The organism is Phytohabitans sp. LZ39, from assembly GCF_059359075.1.
This window is the reverse complement of record NZ_JCADBM010000007.1, coordinates 334295-354218: the sequence shown is the minus strand read 5'-3', so window position 1 is coordinate 354218 and position 19924 is coordinate 334295. Positions and strand designations below refer to the sequence as shown.

Below are 19924 nucleotides of genomic sequence, written 5' to 3'. Positions count from 1 at the left end.
GGTCGTGTTGGCGAGAGGACGTGCGGTGACGAGCCGTCCGGCCACGTCGCTTCCGCTGCTCGGCTGGGTCTTCCTGGGCGTCCTGTACGTCGCGACGGTCTACGTGACGATCGTGACCCGGGTGCAGTGGGGCCCCGACACGGCCTTCCACCTGGCCTGGACCTTCCGCCTGCTGGGTGACTCCGAGCCGGAGGCGGTGCGGCGCACGGTCGAGTTCCTCGCGGACAAGGACGGCATCGACTGCGCCACCTCCAGCCTGCCCTGGTGCCACGCCGAGAACTACCAGATGTACTTCGCCGGCGACTACGCCGCCACCGTCGGCCCGCGGGTGATGACGCGGCTGCTGTCCGCCCCGTTCGTGGCGGTCTTCGGGCCGTGGTCGATGGTGGCCGTCTCGGTCGTCGCCTACGCGGCCGGCGTCGCCTGCCTCACCGTGCTGGCCACCCGCATGTTCGGGCCGCGGTGGGGGCTGCTGGCCGGTGCGCTCGCGATCACTCCGTGGCTGGCCGCCAACTGGGCCGTGCACGCCAACACCGAGGCGCTCGCGATGGCGTTCACCACCGCGTCGATGCTCGCGCTGCCGCTGCGCCGCCGCACGAGCTGGCGCGACGTGGTCTGGTTCGTGGTGCTGCTGGGCCTGGGGCTGTTCACCCGGCAGTTCGCCGTCTCGGTGACCGCCGGCACCGTGCTGGCCTGGCTGTTCGTCGCGGTCCGCGACCGGCAGATCAAGAACGCCTGGGCGCCGTTCGCCGCCGCCGGCGTCGCCGCCACCGGCGTGATCGTCTGGGTACAGGGCCAGATGACCGCCTCGTACGCGGGCAGCTTCTCCTCGTACGCCACCTACGAGAACAACACCGGCACGCACGGGCTCGCCGAGGTTGTCGCGTCGGTGCCGGCCACGGCCGCCCGCATCGTCGCCGGCGACTGGAACCACGTCCGCACCGACCTGGTGCTCACCGCCGTGATGCTGACCGCGCTGGTGAGCCTGGGCTGGCGCTTCCGCAGCGAGCTGTCCGCGCTGGTCGTAGGCATGATCGGCACCACGCTCGCGCTCAACCTGATCGTCAACGACGACTCGATCTTCCGCTACCACACGCCCAACTACCCGGTGTACGTGCTCGCCGCCGTCGCGCTCCTCGCCGACCTCGCCGCCGGCCGGCGCCCCGCCGCGGCCACCGAGGCACCGCCGCCGGGCCCGCCGCCCGAGCCGCCGTCCCGCGTGCCGGCCGCCGCGTGGGTCGCGCTCGGCATCGGGTACCTGGTGCTGGCGCTGGTGATCCGCAACGTCAACGTGCGTAAGGCGTCGGTCGGCAGCGGCCCCGCCCTGCCCGACCCGACCGTGGCGACCTGGCCGGAGAGCGTCACCCCGATCCTCGTGTACGGCGCGGCGATCGCCCTCGTCGCCTGGCAGGGCAGCCGGTTGTGGGGGCGGTGGGGCCTGCTCGCCGCCGCGCTGATGATGGTGCCGACGGTGATGGTCCCGCTGGCCCGGCCGGACTTCCTCGAACCCTTCGCCGCCCTCGCCGTCGCCGCCGCCCTCCTCGCGCTGCCGTGGCAGGGCAGGGCGCCGCGCGCCGGGCCGTGGTGGTTCGGCGCCGGGGTGCTGCTGGCCACCGCGATGGACCCGTTCGCCGGGGTGGTCGTCGCCGGCGCGCTCGCCGCCTGGGCCACCCGCCTCGACCGCGGGCTGTCCTGGCCGCGCTCGCCGCGGGCCTCGGGCGGCCGGCGCGCTCCGGCGCCGGCGCCGCGCTCCGCGGAGCGGACGTCGCCGGCCCCGAGACCCGGCAACCCGTGGGCGGCCTACCCCCTCGCCGGCGCCGCCGCGGTCGCCGTCGCGCTCGGCGTGCGGGCCGCCTCCGGGCGCGACCTGGTCGGCACCGCCGCGGGCGACCCGGCGGTGGTCGTCGACTGGGTGCCGGCCGGCTCCGACTTCATGCTGATCGCCGTGGCCGCGCTGGTCGCCGTCGTCGGCGTGCGCGCCTGGCGGGACGAGCCGGCGGTGCCGCTCGCGTTCGGCGCGGCGGCCGCCGCGCTCGTGCTCTCCGCGACCGTCGACGAGGTGACCGGCCTGCGCCCGGTGACCGCGCTGATGCCGCTGCTCGCCCTGGCCGGCGCGGCCGCCGTGGTGCGGCCGCTCGGCCGTCGGCGGCGCGACTTGACTTCGAGCCCGCTCGAAGACGTAGCGTCACGAAGGTGAAATACCGCGTACTCGGGGGCACCGGTATCCAGGTGAGTGTCCACTGTCTAGGGACCATGATGTTCGGGTCGGCGGGCAACCCCGACCACGACGACTCGGTGCGGATCATCCACGCCGCGCTCGACCAGGGGATCAACTTCGTCGACACCGCCGACATGTACTCCGCCGGCGAGTCCGAGGAGATCGTCGGCAAGGCACTGGAGGGGCGCCGCGACGACGTCGTGCTCGCCACCAAGGTGCACTTCCCGATGGGCGAAGGCCCCAACATGGGCGGCAACTCGCGCCGCTGGATCGTCCGCGAGGTCGAGGCGAGCCTGCGCCGGCTGCGCACCGACTGGATCGACCTCTACCAGATCCACCGCCCCGACCACACCACGGACGTCGAGGAGACGCTGTCCGCGCTCACCGACCTCGTGCGCGCCGGGAAGATCCGGGCGTTCGGCTGCTCGGCCTTCCCCGTCGAGGAGATCGTCGAGGCACACCACGTGTCCGAGCGGCGCGCACTGGGCCGGTTCCGCACCAACCAGCCGCCGTACAACATCCTGGCCCGCGGCATCGAGGCGGCTGTACTCCCGGTCGCCCAGCGCTACCGCATGGGCGTGCTCACCTACAGCCCGCTCGGCTGGGGCTTCCTCACCGGCAAGATCCGCAAGGACCAGCCGATCGACACCGCCACCGGTCGCGCCCGCCTCAACGCCGCCCGCTTCGCGCAGTCCAACCCGGCGAACGCCGCCAAGTTCGAGGCCCTCGAAAAGCTCGTGGCGCTCACCGGCGAGCTCGGCTGCACCCTGCCCGAGCTGGCGGTCGCGTTCGTCGCGGCACACCCGGCGGTCACCTCGGTGATCATCGGGCCGCGCACGATGGAGCAGCTCGACGGCTTGCTCAAGGGCGCGACGCTCGCCCTCGACGACGCCACCCTCGACCGGATCGACGAGATCGTCCCGCCCGGCACCGACCTGTACCGCGCCGACGGCGCCTGGCAGACGCCCTATCTCACCGACGCCACGTTCCGCCGCCGCCCGGCAGCCGACCGCGCGGCCGCCTAACTTTCGGGTCAGGTCGCCGTCTGCCCGCTCCCGCCGTGGTGTGCCTGAAGCTTGGGTTGCCCGGGTCCGTGTCAGCTGCGGACCGCCGCTCCCGCCGGAGAGCGCGCGGGTCGGCGGCGAGCTGGCGCTCGCCGAGATCCCCGACCCGCGCTGCCAGGTCCGCGGTGCAAGCCCGCCGGGGCGCCCGCTGTTTGGGCCACGGGCAGATCTTGGTACGGATCGGCCCCCGTAGGGGCCACTAAGTACCAAGGTCTGGTGGCCCGTTGGGTTTGCACCGCGGAGCCGGCAGTGGACGGCCGGGGGTTTCGGCGAGCGCCGCGAGCCGCCGGCCGGGAGTGGTGCCCGGGGGAAAGCACCCCAAGAAAACGCTCCGCCGCGCTCCCCGTTTCCCCGGGGACCCCGCGCATACGGTCCGCAGGACGCGGACGTGGGAAGAACCTGCCTCGACGAGCGGCGATCCTGACCCCGAAGCTCTCCAGTGCGGTGGCCACAAACGCTCACCCGGGCCGGCGAAGCCGGCTAACGTTTGTGGCCACCGCGCTAGCGGCCGTCCGCCGGCTCGGGGCGCCCGATGCCCCGGGGGCCGTCGTCCGTGCCGTAGAACCACCGCTGGTGACCCGGCGGTGGCGGCGGCAGGTCGCCCCGGATGAGGTGGATGACGGCGTCGGCGAGGTCGGCGACAGGGGATGTGTCGACGACCGGCGCGGCCCGGAGGAAGACCGGGGTCTGGTCGACGACGTACCGTTCGGCGGCCTCCGCGGCGGTGATCTGGCGACGCGCCCGCAGCCGCCGCTCCGCCTCCGCGAACAGCTCCACGAGTTGTGCCCGCTGCCCGTCGGTCAGGCCGGACGGGATGTCGAGGCCGTAGGTGCCCTGCACGAGGACCGGCAAGGTGAGGTGGTAGCGGAACTCGTCCAGCCACGGCTCGTCTTTCGCGGCACCGGCCTTGAGCACGTCCAACACCTCGACCGCCAGGATGGCGAGGCTGACGTCGTACGCCCAGAACCAGTGGTCGTCGTCCAGGCGCACCGTAGTCGTTCTGCTCAAAGGTTCCCCCTTCGCGGCCGACCGGACCTCGGAGGGCGACGGTGGCGGCGCCCGCGCGGGTCGGGCGCTCACCAGCGGCGCAGGATCTCCTGTTTCTTGGCCTCGTAGTCGGCGTCGGTGATCAGGCCCTCGGCGCGGAGCTTGGCCAGCTCGCGCAATTGGGCCGGGGCGTCGCCGGCCGGCGTGGCCGACGGCACCGGGACGGCGGACGGCGACGGCGGACCACTGACCGGTGGCGGGGCGACCGGTGGTGCGGGGACCGGCGTGGCGACGGCCGGCGGGTTCCACGCCGGCGGTGCGGGTGGGTGGTCGCGGGGTGGTCCCCAGTCCGCCGGCTGGTTTCCGGGCAGCAGGCGCGGCTCCACCACCCGTGGCCGGGTGATCCGCGCGGCCACGTGTGCCGCCAGTTCCTCCGCCTCGCCGGCCTCGCGGCCGACCGCGCCGAAGGTGAACGCGTCCGGGTCCTTGCCCGGTGCCGGGCGGCGGTATCCGGCGGGCAGGCCGGCGAGCACGAAGCGCACGTGACCGGAGCGGAAGCCCCGGCCCGGATGGAACTCGACCGCGGCGATCGCGGTCAGCGGTATCCATCGCCGTGGTGCGCCGCCGGAGCGGTGCTCGATCAGGACGCCGTTCTCGTCCAGCGTCACCACGTGGCGCACCGTCCGTACCCGCACGAACAGCTCGCCCGGCGGTGGCGGCGGCAGCCCCGGCAGCCGGTGTTGCGGCGGCAGCAGCTGCGGCTCGGGCACGCGGGGCTCCAGCGCGATCCGCCGGCGCACCTCGTCCGCGAGCTCCTTGGCCCGCTCACCCTGGTCCGCGACCCCGAACGTGACGGCGTTGACGTCCTCCGACGGTTTTCGTGGCTGGTACGACGGCGCCTCGCCGACCAGCCGCAGCCGGATGTGACCGCTCGCCCACCCGCTTTCGAGCTCGACGGCCGCGATGGCCGGCAGCGGGACGACCCGGGGGCTGCGGGCCTCTTTGATGTCGGCGGTCCACCGCTCGCCGAAGGTGAGGACCACCCGGTCCGGCTCCAGCACCGCGATCCCGTCGGTGCCGCGCAGCTCCATCCGGAACGGTGCGACGCCCACCTGGCCGGCCAGCCGCTCGACGTCGGCGAGGGTCGGCGCGCTCAGCAGGGCGGCGAGGTGTGCGTCGAAGCCGGCCAGGTCGAGGCGGCCGTCGCGGACGGCGGCGTGCAGTGCGTCGACGGCGTGCTGGCGCTCCCGCCCGGTCGGTGCCCGCAGCCTCACGCTTTCCCCACGGCACGCCATCGTAGGCGGTGTGGACCATGCCCGCGCATCCGGCGGGTAGGCGGGGGTGTGCGGGCGGTGACCCGGATACATGGTGGCGTGTCGCGAATCGGCGGTAGCGGTGTCGGTTGAACGACCGTTAATTGCGGCAGTGCGTGCGATAGAAGCGGCACGACCTGCCAAAACGGGCCGGCACAACGATTGCTGGAGATCGTCGTCCATAAATCGCGAGTTCGTAGACTTCCGCCATGTGGTACGGGGAGTTCGGACTTAAGGGAAGAAAGTTTGAGCGCCACATCATCGACCAGGTCGTCGACGGGTTGGGTTCCGGAGGCGGCGAAAGTGTGCTCCTGATCGGAGAGACCGGGATCGGCAAGAGCGCCCTGCTCCGCTACGGCGCGGAGCGGGCCGGCGAGGCGCGCGTGCTCGCCACCGGCGGCGTACCCGCCGAAGCGGCCCTGCCGTTCGCGGGCCTGCACGCCCTGCTCGGGCCGGTGCTCGACCTGCTGCCGCGGCTGCCGGCGCGGCAGGCGGCGGCGCTGTCGGCGGCGTTCGCGCTGTCGCCGGCGACCGGCGTGGACCCGTTCGCGCTCGCGGCCGGCACGTTCCACCTGCTCGCCGCGGCGGCGCGGGAACGGCCGCTGCTGGTGCTCGTCGACGACCTTCAGAGCCTCGACGCGACCTCGCGCGAGGCGGTGCTCTTCGCCGCCCGGCGCACACCGGGCGAGGGGATCGCCACGCTGCTCGCGGCCACCGCCGACGGGCCGGGCTGCGGTGCGGAGAACGGGCTGCGCGCCCACCGCGTCCCGCGACTCGACCCGCGCAGCGCCCGCGAGCTGCTACTGCGGGCCAGCCCGGCACCGGTGGACGGCGCGGTCGCCGAACGGCTCGTCGACGCCGCCGGCGGGCTGCCGCTCGCGCTCGTCGACCTGCCGGCGGCGCTCACGCCGGCGCAGCTGGCCGGCACCGCGCCGGTACGCGATCCGCTGCCGGCCGGGCCCGAGGCGCGGCGGGTCTTCGGGCCGCGGCTGGCCGCGCTCGACCCGGCCGTCCGCGCCGCGTTGCTGGTCGCCGCGGCGGCCGGGGACGCCGGGTTCAGCGCGACCATCGACGCGGTCGCGGCTCTCGGCATCGACGTCGCGGCGCTCGCCGCGGCGGAGGCGGCGGGGTTGGTGCGGATGGAGGAGCACGGCGTGGTCTTCCGCAACCCGCTGATGCGATCGGTCACATACCACGAGGCGACGCCGGCCAACCGGCGTGCCGCGCACCGGGCACTGGCCGCGGTGACCGGTCACATCCCGCGCGTCTGGCATCTCGGCGCCGCGGCGCTGCGGCCGGACGAGGAGACCGCCGACGAGCTGGAACGCACCGCCGCGCGGGAGGCGGCGCACCTGCCCGCCCGGGAGGTGGCCCAGCTCGTCGAACGGGCCGCCGAGCTGACCGGCCCGGAGAGCCGCCGGGCCGCGCGGTTGGTCAGCGCGGCCGAGGCGTGGCAGCTGGCCGGCGCCGGCGAACGCGTGCGCGAGCTGCTCGACCGGGCCGGGCGGCTCACCGACGACCTCACGGTGCGCGGGCGGGCCCAGGACGTGCTCGCCCGCGAGGAGCTGCGCCGCGGCCGGGCCGGGCAGGCGCACCGGCAGCTGGCCCGGGAGGCGGCGCGGGTGCGTGGTGCCGCGCCGGCCGTCGCCGCCGCGCTGCTGCTGGACGCGGCCGCGGCCGCCCGGCTGGCCGGCGACACCGCGGCGGCGCTGGTCGCGGTCCGCCAGGCGCGGCTGGCCGGCGGGGCGGAGAGTGGCGCGCTGGTCGTGGAGCACGCCGCGGTCCTGGCCTGCGCCGGGCAGCTCACCGAGGCGCGGGCGTTGCTCGACGAACGCCGCGCCGACCTGGAGAAGGAGGTCCTGGCCGGCGGCGGCCACCGGACACTGTGGACCGGGCTGCCGCCGCTGCTGGCCCGCCTCGGCGAGCTGGACGCCGCGCTGCTGCTCGTCGACGACCTGGTCGGCCGGTGCCGGCTGCTCGATGTGACCGGTCTCCTGCCCGGCCTGCTGGTCACCCGCGCCGAGCTGCACCTGCGGGCCGGCGACTGGGACACCGCGCGGGTCGACGCGGCCGAGGCGACCACCGCCGCCGGCCGGCTCGGCCAGGACGGCGACCGCGCCGCCGCACAGGTGTGCCTGGCCCGGATCGCCGCCGGGCGCGGCGCCCGCGCCGAGTGCGCAGAACACCTCACCGAGGCCCGCGACCTGCGTGCCCGCGGCCGGCTCGGCGCCCTCGCGGTGCCGGTCGAGGCGGCCGAGGGCCTGCTGGAGCTGGGCGAGGGCGACCACGAGGCCGCGTACGCCCGGCTGGTGCAGATCGTCCGCCAGGTCGAGGCCGGCCGGGCGCCGGACCCGGGCGCGGTGTGCTGGCTGCCCGACTTCGTGGAGGCCGCGGTGCGCGTGGCCCGGCCCGACGAGGCACGCCGGGTGGTCGCCGCCGTGTCGCCGCACGCGGCCGGCTCGCCGCCGTTCGCCGCCGCCGTGGCCCGCAGCCGCGCGCTGCTGGCCGCCGGGACGGACGCGGCCGAGGAGTGGTTCCGCATCGCGCTGCGCCCGGACGGCAGCGGCGCCGAGCCGTTCGAACGGGCCCGCGACGAGCTCTGCTACGGCGAGTGGCTGCGCCGCCGCGACCGCGCCGGCGAGGCCGCGCCACGCCTGGCCGCCGCGCGCGCCATCTTCGAAACCCTCGGCGCCGCGCCGTGGGCCGGCCGCGCCGGACACGCACTGTCCGCTGTGGACACGATCCCGTCGGGTACCCGCGCCGAAGTACCCGAGGAGCGGACGGTACTGCCGCGCCTGACCGAGCAGGAACGCCGCGTCACCCTGCTCGTCGGCCGCGGCGCCACCAACCGGGAGGCGGCCCGGGACCTGTTCCTGAGCACCAAGACGATCGAGTTCCACCTGCGCAGCGTGTACCGCAAGCTCGGCGTCCGCTCCCGGGCCGAGCTGGCCAACCTGGTCGGCCGATCCACCGGGGAGACCCGGTCCACTGGGGACATCCCTAGTGAGGCGGGCGGGAAAACCTAGGGCGGCCACTGGGGAGTTCACCGGCGCACCCGGCCCCGGCCCGCAATAGCGTCACTCGTGTCGATCCGTACACAGGGGCGCGGGAGGCCGGGGCATGGGGGACTACACCGTCATCGGCGAGGTCTCCACGCTCATCCAGCGCACGCTCGACGCGGCCGTCAAGACGGTCAGCGGCGACGCGCTGGCCAAGCTGGACGACCTCTCCGAGACGGTGTCGCCGTCACCGCCGAAGCTGACCGTCTTCCTGTACGAGATCGCCGAGGACCCGCCGTCGCGCAACCGGCCGCACGTGCGTCCCGACCCGGCCAACCCGCAGATCGTGCGGAAGCCGCCGATGGCGCTGCTGCTGCGCTACCTGGTGACGGCGTGGGGCGTCGACCCGGTCACCCAGCACCGGATGCTCGGCGTCGCGCTGCGCACGTTCTACGACGAGTCCATCTTCGCCGGCGCGCGGCTCACCGGCGGGCTGGCGGCCGGCGCGGACGCGCTGCACTTCACGCTCACCCCGCTCACGCTCGACCAGAAGTCGCTGATCTGGTACGCGATCCAGAAGCCGTACCGGCTCTCGCTCAACTACGAGGTCCGGGTGGTCAACCTGGACGCGACCGAGGACCTGCCGGCCAGCCCGGTGCGCAGCCGCGAGCTCGTCCCCGGGCTGGTGACCCCGTGACTCCACTGTGGACGCCACTGCCGGGTGAGCTTCGGGTGCTGCACAGCCCGGCCTGGTTCGTGCCGTACGACGACTGGCGCCGGCGCCCGGTCGCCGCCGGCTTCACCGTGGCGCTGGACCGGTGGGACGGCGCCGCCTGGCTGCCCACCACCCTGGCCGCCACCCGCACGCCCAGCGGCTACATCGCCTATCCGGGCCTGGGCCGGCGGCGCGAGCCGGCCACCGCCGAGCCGGAGCTCTACCGGGCCCGGTTCGAGTCGGTCGGCTACCGCGCCCTCTACCCGGACCTGACCGCGGAGGAGCCGTTCGCCGCCGACCGGGTGGGCAAGGAGTTCCTCGCCTACCCGTACGACGACACCCACCCGCCGGCGATCACCGTGCAGCCCGAGCCGGTGCCGCTGCTGCCCGGCGTCGCCTACTCCTACCCGCCCGGCACCCGCGTGGTCCGCGGCGCGGTCCGCACCGCCACCGGCGCGCCGGTCGGCAACGCGCTCGTCGAGGCCGCCGGCGAGGCCGCCGACGACGGCACGCCGTGGCGCGAGCGCACGCTGTCCGATGTGGACGGCACGTACCGGCTGTCGCTGCGCTGGGCGGGCGCGCGCGCCGACGACGGCGGGCCGGAGACATTCCGGCTGGTCGCCACCGAGCGACCGGGCCGCACCGGCGAGCTGACCATCCGGCTGCCCGACGACCTGACCCGGACGAACGTCATCGAGATCGGCGCGAGCGAGCTTGCGAGCGAGCCATCAGGCTCAGTGATCGACCAACGGCGCCAGCCCGCGCCACCAGACGGCCATAACTAGCGAGGAGTGCCGCGATGCCCGAGTACCTGAGTCCCGGCGTCTACGTCGAGGAGATCGCCGCGGGCCCCCGCCCGATCGCGGGCGTCAGCACCAGCACGGCCGGCATGGTCGGTGTGACCGCGCGCGGCCCGGCGGCCGGCAAGCCGCAGCTGGTCACCACGTTCCTGGAGTTCCAGGACACGTTCGGCGGCTTCCTGCCCGAGCCGGACGCGGGCGTCCGCGACCGGTGGGAGCAGGACGCGGCCGAAGGCGGCCGGTGGTGGCACTTCCCGCTCGCGGTGAAGGGCTTCTTCGACAACGGCGGCCAGCGCCTGTACGTCAAGCGGGTGGTCAGCGGCACCGCGGTCGCGGCGTCCGGCGCGCTCGGCCGCGGCCTGGTCAGCGAGATCACCCGCGACGCGGCGGCCGGCGCGTCGACCCTCGACCTGCGGCACCTGGTCGGTTTCAACGCCGGTGACACCGTCACGATCGTGCGCGGCGACACCGGCGACGAGATCGACTCCACGACCATCGCCGGATACTCCACCGCCGGGCCGCGGATCACGCTCGCCGCGCCATTGACCGCCGAGGTCCGCGCGGCGCGCGGCGACCACATCCGGATCGGTGGGCCGGTGTCCACCCCGCCCGCCGAGGGCACTCGCACGGTGAGCTTCGCCGCGGTCAGCCCCGGCGCGTGGGGGAGCACCCTCCAGGTCCGGGTCCGGCCGGTCGTCGGCGCCACGCTCACGCTGCTGCCGGCGGTCGCCGAGGGCCCGCTGTTCGTCACCCGGCTCGCCGAGGCCGCCGCACCGGACAGCGCGAGCGTGCTCGTCGACCCGGTCCCCGGCCTCGACGCCGGAGAACTGTCGGACGGCGCCTGGGTCACGATCGGCCAGGGCCGCTTCGCGGTCACCGTCGGCGCGCCCGACGACCAGGGGCGGATCCCGCTGACGTTCGCCTCCGGCACCACCCACCCCGCCTGGTCGCGCGGGCTGGGCGTGCGGCGCGTGCGCCGGGCCAACCCGGACGGCGCCAACGGCGAGATCCGCGTCGGCGGGGCATCCCGGCTGTACCCGGGAGCGGTGGTCCAGGTCGACAACGCCACCGCCCGGCCGGCACACTCGGTGACCACAGTGGACGGTGACAGGGTCACGTTCGACGCCCCGCTGGACGGCGACTTCTTCGAAGGCGACCGCGTCTTCCTCGCCGAGGCCGAGGTGCAGGTGCGGTTCACCGACGAGTCCGGCGACACCACCACCGAGACGTTCGGCAACCTGCGGCTGCGCGGCGACGAGCCGGGCAGCCTGGCCCGCACGGTCGCCGCCCGCTCGCGCCTGGTCCGGGCCACCGTGGAGCAGGAGTTCACCGGAAACCTGGACGAGTTTCCGTCCGGTCCCGGCGGCGGCTGGCTCACGCTGGCCGGCGGCGACGACGGCGACGACGGGCTGGACGTCGCGGACTTCGTCGGCGAGGACGGCGGCAGCGGCGCCCGCACCGGCATCGTCGCGCTCGAAGACATCGACGAGATCGCGATCTGCGCGGTGCCCGGCGTCTGGTCCGGCACGGTGCTGTCCGCGCTCGTCACGCACTGCGAGTCGCTGCGTGACCGGTTCGCCATCCTCGACCCGCGCAACGGGCTGAGCATCGAGGGCATCCAGGAGTTCCGCGAGCCGTACGACACCACCTACGCCGCCCTGTACTACCCGTGGCTGTTCACCCGCCACCCGGTCACCGGCGAGGACGTCGAGGTGGCCCCGTCCGGGTTCATGGCGGGCATCTACGCCCGCACCGACGTGGAGCGCGGCGTGCACAAGGCCCCCGCGAACGCGGTCATCCGCGGCATCCGCACCCGCGACGGCATCGCACAGGACGTCACCCGGCGCCACCAGGACCTGCTCAACCCCCGGGGCATCAACGCGCTGCGGTTCTTCCCCGGCGCCGGCCACCGGGTCTGGGGCGCCCGCACCCTCTCCTCGGACAGCGCCTGGAAGTACGTGAACGTGCGGCGGCTCTTCCTGTTCATCGAGGAGTCGATCGACGAGGGCACCCAGTGGGTTGTCTTCGAGCCCAACGCCGAGCCGCTGTGGGCGCTGGTCAAGCAGACGGTGGAAAACTTCCTCACCACCGTGTGGCGCTCCGGCGCGCTCGCCGGCACCACGCCGGACGAGGCGTTCTTCGTCGCCTGTGACCGCACCACGATGACCGAGGACGACCTGGCCAACGGCCGGCTCATCTGCGTCGTCGGCGTCGCGCCCGTCTACCCGGCCGAGTTCGTGGTCTTCCGGATCCAGCAGAAGACGCGGGAAACCCAGCTCGCCTGACCCTGACTCGTCGAAGAGAGGTACCACCGATGCCGCCCGTCATCCGGGACGACCCGTACGCCGTCTACAACTTCCAGGTCATCGTCACCAACGTCAGCGACGACGGGGTCGCGGTCTCCGGCTCCTTCAACGAGGTCAGCGGCCTGGAGCTGGAGATATCCCCGATCGAGTACCGCACCGGGTCCGAGGACATCACGATGCGGAAGCTGACCGGTCTGGTCAAGTACACGAACATCACGCTCAAGCGCGGGATCACCGGTCACATCGGCTTCTGGCAGTGGATCGTCGAGGCGCTCAACGGCCGGGTGCGGCGCACCTCCGGCTCGATCGTCATGCTCGACGAAAACCGGCAGGAGGCCATGCGCTGGAACTTCGACCGGGGCTGGCCGACCAAGTACACCGGGCCGACCCTGTCCGCCGGCAAGAACGAGGTCGCGATCGAGACCCTCGTGCTGGCCGTCGAGCGACTCGCGATCGCGCAGTAGCCGATGACCGCCGCCCTGCCCGGTCTGTCGCTGACCGCCGTGCCTCGCCGCGCCGAGCCGGAGCCGCTGCGCACCGACGTGGCCGCCCTGCTCGGACGCACCCGGCGCGGCCCGCTCGGCGTGCCGGTGCGGGTGGAGAGCTGGCCGGAGGCGCAGCGCGTGCTCGGTCCGCTGGACGGCGGCGCGGCCACACCGTACGCGCTGCGCGGGTTCTTCGAAAACGGCGGCCGCATAGCCTGGGTGGTGCGGGTGGCCGGGGCGAGCACCACCGCCGGTGCGCTGTGGACGGTCGGCGAGCCGGGCGACCCGGGGTGGCCGGCCCGGGCCGGTTTCCGCTACGCGCGCTACCGCGTGCGTGCCGCCAGCCCGGGCGCGTGGGCCAACAACACCCGGGTGTCGATCCGCTTCCGGGCCAGCAGCGTCGCCGGCCCGCCCGCGCTGACCGTGCGGGTGGCGCCGCCCGCCGAGCCGGCCGAGACGTTCACCGTGATACGGCCGGCCGACGTCGTGGAGGCGCTCGCCGGATCGCGGCTGATCCGCCTGGAGCCGGACGGGCCGCCGGCGCCGCCCGGGGCCACCGGCCCGCGCGGGCCGCTCGCGGCGGGCTGGGACGTGGTGCTCGGCACCGGCGACGAGCGGGGGACCGACGCGCCGCCCGGCCCGGACGACTACGCGCACGCCGTCCAAGCCGTCGCGGACCTGCCCGAGCCGGCCCTGGTCGCCCTGCCGGACCTCGGCGGCGACCTGCCCGAACCGGCCCGCACCGGCACCGCCCTCGCCCTGCTGGCGACGCTCGCACCGCTCGCCGACCGCCTGGTGGTGCTCGACGTGCCGGAAGACGACGCGGAGGCCGCACTGTCCTGGGTGGACGGTCTGGCCGCGACCGGCGACCCGGACCTGCTCGCCGCGGCGGCCGCCTACCATCCGCGGCTGGTCGTCCCCGACCCGGCCGGCGGGCCTGGCGCGCCGACCCGCGCGGTGCCGGCCAGCGGCCACGTGCTCGGGCTGATCGCCCGCCTCGACGCCGAGCGCGGCGCACCCCACACACCGGCGAACGCGGTGCTGCTCGACGCCGTGGACATCGCCGTCACGCTGCCCGATCCACAGCAGGCGCGCCTTTTCGAGGCGGGCGTCAACCTGCTCCGGTGCGCGCCCGGCCGCGGCCTGCGGGTGTGGGGCGGGCGGACGCTGGCCACCGCGCCCGGCCGCCGCTACGTCGCCCACCGCCGCCTCGTGCACTTGCTGGTCCGCGCGCTGCGCCGGGTCGCCGACCCGCTCGTCTTCGACGTCAACGGGCCCGAGCTGCGCCTGGCCCTCGTGCGCGGCGTGACCTCGGTGCTGCTGGAGGCGTTCCGCGGGGGCTCGCTCGCCGGCGCCCGCGCGGAGGAGGCGTTCCGGGTCACCTGCGACGCCAGCAACAACCCACCCACCCAGGACCCGGCGCTGGTCTTCTGCGACGTCGAGGTGGCGCCGGCGACGCCGATGGAGTTCATCCGGCTCCGGCTGGTGCTCGGCCAGGACCGCGGGCTGGAGGTGATCGAGGCATGACCGCGCCCGACCCGCTGCTCAAGTACCGGTTCCTGGTCACGCTCGACCCCGGCGACGCCTACCTGCCGCCGGCGCAGGCGCGGCTGCTGCCGATGGTCGCGGCCGGCGCGTTCCAGGAGGTGGCCGGGCTCGGCGGCCAGCTGGAGGTGCTCGCCTACGCCGAGGGCGGCCGCAACGACTCCACCCTCCAGCTGCCGGTGCGGCACGCCTGGAACAGGCTCACGCTCAAGCGCGGCGTGGCCCGCGACACGAGCCTGTTCGCCTGGTACGCGGCAGGCCTCGCCGACTCGCTCGGCGCCAGACGCGACGGCGCGGTGATCCTGCTGTCGCCGGACGGGGTGCCGGCGGTCGCCTGGGCGTTTCGCGGCGGGCTGGCGGCCAAGTGGTCCGGCCCCGACCTGCACGCCGAGCAGAACGGCGTCGCGGTCGAGGCACTGGAAATCGCTCACGAAGGGCTGACACAAGTGGGACAGGTCAGGTGACGCGGCCGTGGCAACGGTGACCATCCACCACCTCGAGGTGCGCTTCCAGGTGAGCGGCGACGACGACCAGGCCGTGTTCACCCGCCTCTTCGAGCGGCACATCAACGCCTGGTGCCGCGCCTACGAGGAGCAGTGCGCCCGGGAGAAGCGCGGCGCGATGGAGCGCGGCTTCGGCGACCGGAAGGCGAAGCGGTGACCGCGCCCGTCTCCGCGGCCGGCCGCGGCGCCGCCCTGGCCCGGCTGGAGATCGTGCGGCCGGAGATCGCCGACGAGCGGGCCCGCCGCGTGCCGCTGCGCTTCAACCCCACCGACTACAAGCTCAGCAAGGCCAACACGTTCGCCGAGATCGCCATCCCCGGGCTGGAGTCGCCGCCGATCCAGTACGTGCGCGGCGGCAGCGAGACGCTCAGCGTCGAGGCCCTGGTCGACACCTCCGACACGCTCGAAGACGTGCGCGCCAAGTACGTCGAACGGCTGCGCGGGCTGATGAGGCCGGACAGCCGCGAGCACGCCCCGCCGATCGTGCGCTTCGTGTGGGGCCGCTCGGTGTTCACCGGCGTGCTGGAGAAGCTCGACATCACGTACCAGCTGTTCCTGCCCGACGGCACACCGCTGCGGGCGAAACTTGACATCGGCCTCAAGGAGTACCGGCCGGCGGCCGTGCAGGCGATGGACCCGCCGCGCTCGTCGCCCACGGTGGAGAAGAGCTACCTGGTGCGCCGCGGCGACACGCTCAGCAGCATCGCCGCCGCCCTCTACCGCCAGCCCGACGCGTGGCGGGAGCTGGCCCGCGCCAACGGCATCACCGACCCCCGCGACCTGCGCCCCGGCCAGGTGCTGACGGTACCGAGGTTGCCATGACCGCACCGGCCAACCTCGTCGAGGTCGCCTCCCCGGACCGGTACGCGCCGGACTTCCGGGTCGAGATCGAGGGCCTCGAACTCGACCCCACCACCAAGAACGACATCATCGACGTCAAGGTGCACCGCGACCTGGAGGAGATGTCCGGCTTCGAGCTGACCCTCAACAACTGGGACGACGTGCTGCTGCGCTTCAAGCACAGCGACTCGCCACGGTTCACGCTCGGCCGGCGGGTGGTCATCCAGCTCGGGTACGGCGGCACGCTGCTCACCGTCGCCACCGGCGCGATCACCACGATCAGCCCCACCTTCCCGGACGCCGGCTCGCCGACCGTCGCGGTCAGCGGCGTCGACGGGCTGGTCAAGCTCAAGGACCGCAAGCCCGCCGGCACCGAGCCGAAGGTGTACCGCGGCAAGACCGACTGGCAGATCGCCCAGGAGGTCGGGCAGCGCAACAAGCTGCGGGTCGTGGTGACCGAGAGCGGGCCCGCGCACGAGCAGGTCGTGCAGAAGAACCAGGACGACGCCACGTTCCTGATGGAGCGGGCCAAGCGGGTCGACTTCGACTGCTTCCTGCTGCCCGACCCGGACAGCGGCCAGGACACCCTCTACTTCATCCGGCCCACCGACGGGCGGGACGGGCGGCCGGTGCGGGTCTACCGGCTCGCGTACGCCCCCGGTCTCGCCACCGGCCCGAGCGGCCAGCCCGCGGACCTGATCCCCAACCTGATCACCTTCACGCCCACGCTCACCGTCTCCGGACAGGTCGGCAAGGTGACCGTGCGCGGCTGGGATCCCCGCACCAAACAGGCGATCGCGTTCACCGCGGACGCCTCGCACGTGCCGCCCTCGGCGGACGGCACCGGCGAGAACGGTCCGTCCTCGGCCGACTCGGCGATGGGCGGGCGGCAGGACGTGGTCGTGGACGCGCCGGTCGCCAGCGACGAGGAGGCCCGCGAGCTGGCGGTGAGCCTGCTGCGCGAGCGGGCGTACGAGTTCGTCACCGCCACCGGCCGGGTCGCCGGCCTGCCCGAGCTGCGGCCCGGCGACAACCTGGAGATCTACGGCCTGGGCCGCCGCTTCTCCGGGAGCTACTTCGTCAAGCGGGTCGACCACACGCTCGACTCCGGCGGCTTCTTCACCGAGTTCACCGCCCGGCGGATCCACGATGGAGGGACGCGATGAGCTCGCTCGCCGCCCGACCGGTCCACGATGGAGGGACGCGATGACGTGGGTCGAATCGCGGTCGCGGAGCGCCGACCAGCGCTACTACGGCGTGGTGGAGGCGCTCGTCGAGGAGGTCGACGGCGACGACGAGGCGCGTGTGAAGCTGCGCTTCCCGTGGTTCGACGACGGCACCGTGACCGACTGGTGCCGGGTCAGCCAGCTCTACGCCGGCGGCGGCTACGGCGCGGTATTCGTACCGGAGAAGGGCGACGAGGTGCTCGTCGCGTTCGTACACGGCGACATGCGCTTCCCGATCGTGCTCGGCGGCCTCTACAACGGCGCCGACAAGCCGCCCACCAGTCGCCGCGACGGCCAGGACCGCAAGATGATCCGCACCCGGCACGGGCACGAGCTGGTCTTCGACGACCAGGAGTCGCAGGCCGCGGTCCGGGTCACGTCGGCGGCCGGGCACGTGGTCGAGCTCGACGACGCCGGCAAGGCCATCCGCGTCAAGGCGGCCGGCGGCGGCAGCGTCTCCGTCCAGGCCGACGGCGCGATCACCCTGGAGTCGTCCACCGCCATCACGCTCAAGGCGCCCACCGTCAACCTCGGCGACCCCACCACCGACCCGGTCGTGCTCGGCGGCAAGCTCACCCAGGCGTTCGCCAGCCACGTCCACCCGGCCGGCACGCCCAACACCGGCCCGCCGACCCCGCCGGCGCCGCCGTTCGTGTCCGGGGTGGTGAAAACCGCATGACAGACGATTTCCTGGGTACCGGCTGGCGGTTCCCGATCCTGCCGGACGAGGCCGGACGGCTGCCGTACGCCAGCGGCGAGGAGAGCATCGCCCACTGCCTGCGCGCGCTGCTGCTGACCGGGCTCGGCGAGCGGGTGATGCGCCCCGACTTCGGCACCCGCGCGCCGGACCTCGTGTTCGCGCCGGACAGCGTCCAGAACCTGCACGACCTGGAGGACTCGATCCGCGACGCGGTGCGGCAGTTCGAGCCGCGGGTCGAGCTCGACGACGTGCGCGCCGAGGTGTCGCCCGGCGAGGAGGGCGTGGTCACGGTCTCGGTGACGTACCGGATCCGGCGCACCAACACCCGCGCCAACCTCGTCTTTCCGTACTACCTCGGGCTCGTGGGGGGTTGACCGTGACCGTGCCGCTCCCGCGCCTGGACGACCTCACCTGGGACGCCCTCATGACGGCGACCCGGCAACGCATCCCCGCCGAGTCGGGCGGGGCGTGGACGCTGCACGCGCCCGCCGACCCCGGTGTGACCGTTCTCGAGGTCCTCGCGTACCTGCTCGAACAGCGCCTCTACTGGCTCGACCAGGTGCCCGACGCGCTGGTCGTCGCGGTGCTGCGCCTGCTCGGCGTGCCCGGCCCGGCACCGGCCCGGTCGGCGGCCACGGTGCTGCGGCTGTCCGGTTCCGCCCCGGCCGGCACCGTGTTCTCCCGCGACCCGCTCGAATGGGTGACATTCACCCTCGACGACGACGTGACCGCGGTGCCGGTCGACCGGGTCGCGGTCTGGGTCGACGGCCGGGACCACGGCGCCGACCTGGGCGCCGGCCGCGGCGTGCCGCTGCTGCCCGCCGGCGGCGGCCCGGGGGAGTTCCGGATCGCGCTCGACGGCGCGTCGGCCGCCCCGGGCGCCGTGCTGTCGCTGCTGTTCGACCTGGACACGCCGAGCGGCGTGTCTCCACAGTGGAGCGCGGATGCGGCCGACGTGCCACCTCCCGCGAAGCTGACCTGGTCGTGGTCCCTTGTGGACGACGGCACCGCCGGGCTGCGCCGCTCCGGCATCGTGCGGCTGCGGGTGCCCGCCGGCGGCGAGCTCGTGGTCCGCACCCGCGACGCGTCCTACGCCTCGCCGCCGGTGCTGCGCCAGCTCGTGCCCAACACCGGCATCGCCACCCACCGGGAGACCCGCACGGTCACCGGCGCCGACCTCGCCGACCAGCTCGACCGGTGGCTGCGCCTGCCCGGCCAGCACCTCGACCTGCCCGACGCGCGGGGCGTGCTGCTCGCCGCCGCGCCGCGCCTGCGCCGCGGCGGCATCGCGCGCGAGTGGAAACCGGTGCCGGACTTCACGTTCGCCGGTCCGGGAGACCCGGTGTTCGTGCTGGACCGGTCCGAGGGCGCGATCCGCTTCGGCGACGGCCTGACCGGCGCCATCCCGGTGCACGACCCGGTCGCCGACGACCCGGCCGCCGTCGAGGTCGAGTACGTGCGCGGCGGCGGCGCGGCCGGCAACGGCGGGCTGACCGGCAACTGGTGGGTCGTCGGCCGGCCCGACGGCGCGGTCACCGCCGCCAACGTGGTGCCGGCCGAGGGCGGGCGCGACCCGGAGACCGTCGACCAGGCCCGCCGCCGCGCCGGCGAGGAGCTGTCCCGGGTGACCCGCGCGGTCACCGCCGCCGACTTCGCTGAGCTGGCCGGCGGCACCCCCGGCGTCGCCGTCGGACGGTCCTATGTGGGCATCGGCGAGCACCCCGGCTACCCCCGCGACACCGTGCCCGGCGCGGTCACCGTGCGCGTCGTGCCGTCCGTGGCCGAGGGCACGCCCGCGCCGCGACCCGACCCGGGGATGCTCGTCGCGGTCCGGAAGCACCTGGAGCGGGCCCGCCTCGTCGGCACCGAGCTGTACGTGTGCCGCCCCCGCTACCGCGCCACCGCGCTGCGGGTCGACCTCGCCGCCAGGCCGGCCGACCCGGCCCGCGTGCGGTCCGTGCTGCGCAGCGCCCTGGGCCGCTACCTCGACCCGCTGCGCGGCGGCGACGGCGGCGACGGCTGGCCGTTCGGCGGGCCGGTACGCCCCTCCGCGCTGCTGCGCGTCGCCCAGGCCGCGGTCGGCGACACCGCGGAGGTCACCGCCGTCGCGATCGGCCTCGACGGCGCACCGCCCACAGAGGACTGCGCCGACGTACCCCTGCGCCCCGGCGACCTGGTCGCCCTCACCGACGTCACGATCGGGGTGGCCGCATGAGCGAGCGA

Annotated in this window: 17 protein-coding genes; 15 read left to right on the top strand and 2 right to left on the bottom strand. The window is 74.7% G+C overall.

The window, feature by feature from the left end; translation table 11 throughout:
- The first annotated feature begins 25 nt into the window (after positions 1-25).
- Entirely contained in the window at positions 26-2197 is a 2172-nt protein-coding gene (locus AC5L36_RS16975; RefSeq protein ID WP_441216744.1) for a glycosyltransferase family 39 protein, read from the top strand.
- Positions 2194-3243 (top strand): aldo/keto reductase, encoded by a 1050-nt coding sequence (locus AC5L36_RS16970; protein WP_441216743.1) that lies wholly within the window; start codon positions 2194-2196, stop codon positions 3241-3243. The genes AC5L36_RS16975 and AC5L36_RS16970 overlap by 4 nt, the downstream gene beginning before the upstream one ends.
- Before the next feature lie 540 nt (positions 3244-3783).
- Here AC5L36_RS16970 and AC5L36_RS16965 read toward each other — a convergent pair.
- Both AC5L36_RS16965 and AC5L36_RS16960 read right to left on the bottom strand, forming a co-directional pair.
- On the bottom strand, positions 3784-4290 hold the full coding sequence (locus AC5L36_RS16965) for a hypothetical protein (RefSeq protein WP_441216742.1): 507 nt from the start codon (positions 4288-4290) through the stop codon (positions 3784-3786).
- Between the two features lie 68 nt (positions 4291-4358).
- Positions 4359-5543, bottom strand: a complete 1185-nt coding sequence (locus AC5L36_RS16960; RefSeq protein ID WP_441216741.1) for a DUF4429 domain-containing protein — start codon at positions 5541-5543, stop codon at positions 4359-4361.
- A gap of 248 nt (positions 5544-5791) precedes the next feature.
- On the opposite strand from AC5L36_RS16960, the gene AC5L36_RS16955 reads away from it, so the two are divergent.
- The 13 genes from AC5L36_RS16955 to AC5L36_RS16895 all read left to right on the top strand — a co-directional run bounded on the left by AC5L36_RS16955 (position 5792) and on the right by AC5L36_RS16895 (position 19916).
- Positions 5792-8608, top strand: coding sequence for a helix-turn-helix transcriptional regulator (locus AC5L36_RS16955; protein WP_441216740.1), 2817 nt, complete (start codon positions 5792-5794; stop codon positions 8606-8608).
- Between the two features lie 94 nt (positions 8609-8702).
- A complete protein-coding gene (locus tag AC5L36_RS16950; protein WP_441216739.1) occupies positions 8703-9278 on the top strand; it encodes a Pvc16 family protein in 576 nt (191 codons plus the stop codon).
- On the top strand, positions 9275-10081 hold the full coding sequence (locus AC5L36_RS16945) for a carboxypeptidase-like regulatory domain-containing protein (protein WP_441216738.1): 807 nt from the start codon (positions 9275-9277) through the stop codon (positions 10079-10081). Before AC5L36_RS16950 ends, AC5L36_RS16945 begins: the two co-directional genes overlap by 4 nt.
- A 14-nt stretch (positions 10082-10095) precedes the next feature.
- The gene (locus AC5L36_RS16940) at positions 10096-12381 is read left to right on the top strand and encodes a phage tail sheath C-terminal domain-containing protein (protein ID WP_441216737.1); all 2286 of its coding nucleotides are present in this window, start codon (positions 10096-10098) and stop codon (positions 12379-12381) included.
- Between the two features lie 29 nt (positions 12382-12410).
- A complete protein-coding gene (locus AC5L36_RS16935) occupies positions 12411-12866 on the top strand; it encodes a phage tail protein (RefSeq protein WP_441216736.1) in 456 nt (151 codons plus the stop codon).
- Positions 12867-12869: 3 nt separating this feature from the next.
- Positions 12870-14414, top strand: a complete 1545-nt coding sequence (locus AC5L36_RS16930; protein WP_441216735.1) for a phage tail sheath subtilisin-like domain-containing protein — start codon at positions 12870-12872, stop codon at positions 14412-14414.
- Complete coding sequence (locus AC5L36_RS16925) at positions 14411-14896, top strand: phage tail protein (protein ID WP_441216734.1); 486 nt, start codon at positions 14411-14413, stop codon at positions 14894-14896. Before AC5L36_RS16930 ends, AC5L36_RS16925 begins: the two co-directional genes overlap by 4 nt.
- A gap of 7 nt (positions 14897-14903) precedes the next feature.
- A complete protein-coding gene (locus tag AC5L36_RS16920; RefSeq protein WP_441216733.1) occupies positions 14904-15092 on the top strand; it encodes a putative phage tail protein in 189 nt (62 codons plus the stop codon).
- Positions 15089-15757 (top strand): CIS tube protein, encoded by a 669-nt coding sequence (locus AC5L36_RS16915; protein ID WP_441216732.1) that lies wholly within the window; start codon positions 15089-15091, stop codon positions 15755-15757. Before AC5L36_RS16920 ends, AC5L36_RS16915 begins: the two co-directional genes overlap by 4 nt.
- Positions 15754-16941 carry a phage late control D family protein gene (locus AC5L36_RS16910; protein WP_441216731.1) on the top strand — a complete coding sequence of 396 codons (1188 nt, stop codon included), beginning with the start codon at positions 15754-15756 and terminating at the stop codon, positions 16939-16941. The genes AC5L36_RS16915 and AC5L36_RS16910 overlap by 4 nt, the downstream gene beginning before the upstream one ends.
- Positions 16942-16981: 40 nt before the next feature.
- Positions 16982-17680 (top strand): phage baseplate assembly protein V, encoded by a 699-nt coding sequence (locus AC5L36_RS16905; protein WP_441216730.1) that lies wholly within the window; start codon positions 16982-16984, stop codon positions 17678-17680.
- Positions 17677-18075: a GPW/gp25 family protein gene (locus AC5L36_RS16900; RefSeq protein WP_441216729.1), complete on the top strand. Its 399-nt coding sequence runs from the start codon at positions 17677-17679 to the stop codon at positions 18073-18075. The genes AC5L36_RS16905 and AC5L36_RS16900 overlap by 4 nt, the downstream gene beginning before the upstream one ends.
- Before the next feature lie 2 nt (positions 18076-18077).
- Positions 18078-19916 carry a baseplate J/gp47 family protein gene (locus tag AC5L36_RS16895; protein ID WP_441216728.1) on the top strand — a complete coding sequence of 613 codons (1839 nt, stop codon included), beginning with the start codon at positions 18078-18080 and terminating at the stop codon, positions 19914-19916.
- Positions 19917-19924 lie beyond the last annotated feature (8 nt).

Bases quoted from the DNA above. Each gene is read 5' to 3' on its own strand.
- AC5L36_RS16925 (WP_441216734.1), top strand. From the start codon at position 14,411: ATGACCGCGCCCGACCCGCTGCTCAAGTACCGGTTCCTGGTCACGCTC.
- AC5L36_RS16910 (WP_441216731.1), top strand. From the start codon at position 15,754: ATGACCGCACCGGCCAACCTCGTCGAGGTCGCCTCCCCGGACCGGTAC.
- AC5L36_RS16955 (WP_441216740.1), top strand. From the start codon at position 5,792: ATGTGGTACGGGGAGTTCGGACTTAAGGGAAGAAAGTTTGAGCGCCAC.
- AC5L36_RS16940 (WP_441216737.1), top strand. From the start codon at position 10,096: ATGCCCGAGTACCTGAGTCCCGGCGTCTACGTCGAGGAGATCGCCGCG.
- AC5L36_RS16905 (WP_441216730.1), top strand. From the start codon at position 16,982: ATGACGTGGGTCGAATCGCGGTCGCGGAGCGCCGACCAGCGCTACTAC.
- AC5L36_RS16950 (WP_441216739.1), top strand. From the start codon at position 8,703: ATGGGGGACTACACCGTCATCGGCGAGGTCTCCACGCTCATCCAGCGC.
- AC5L36_RS16930 (WP_441216735.1), top strand. From the start codon at position 12,870: ATGACCGCCGCCCTGCCCGGTCTGTCGCTGACCGCCGTGCCTCGCCGC.
- AC5L36_RS16935 (WP_441216736.1), top strand. From the start codon at position 12,411: ATGCCGCCCGTCATCCGGGACGACCCGTACGCCGTCTACAACTTCCAG.
- AC5L36_RS16900 (WP_441216729.1), top strand. From the start codon at position 17,677: ATGACAGACGATTTCCTGGGTACCGGCTGGCGGTTCCCGATCCTGCCG.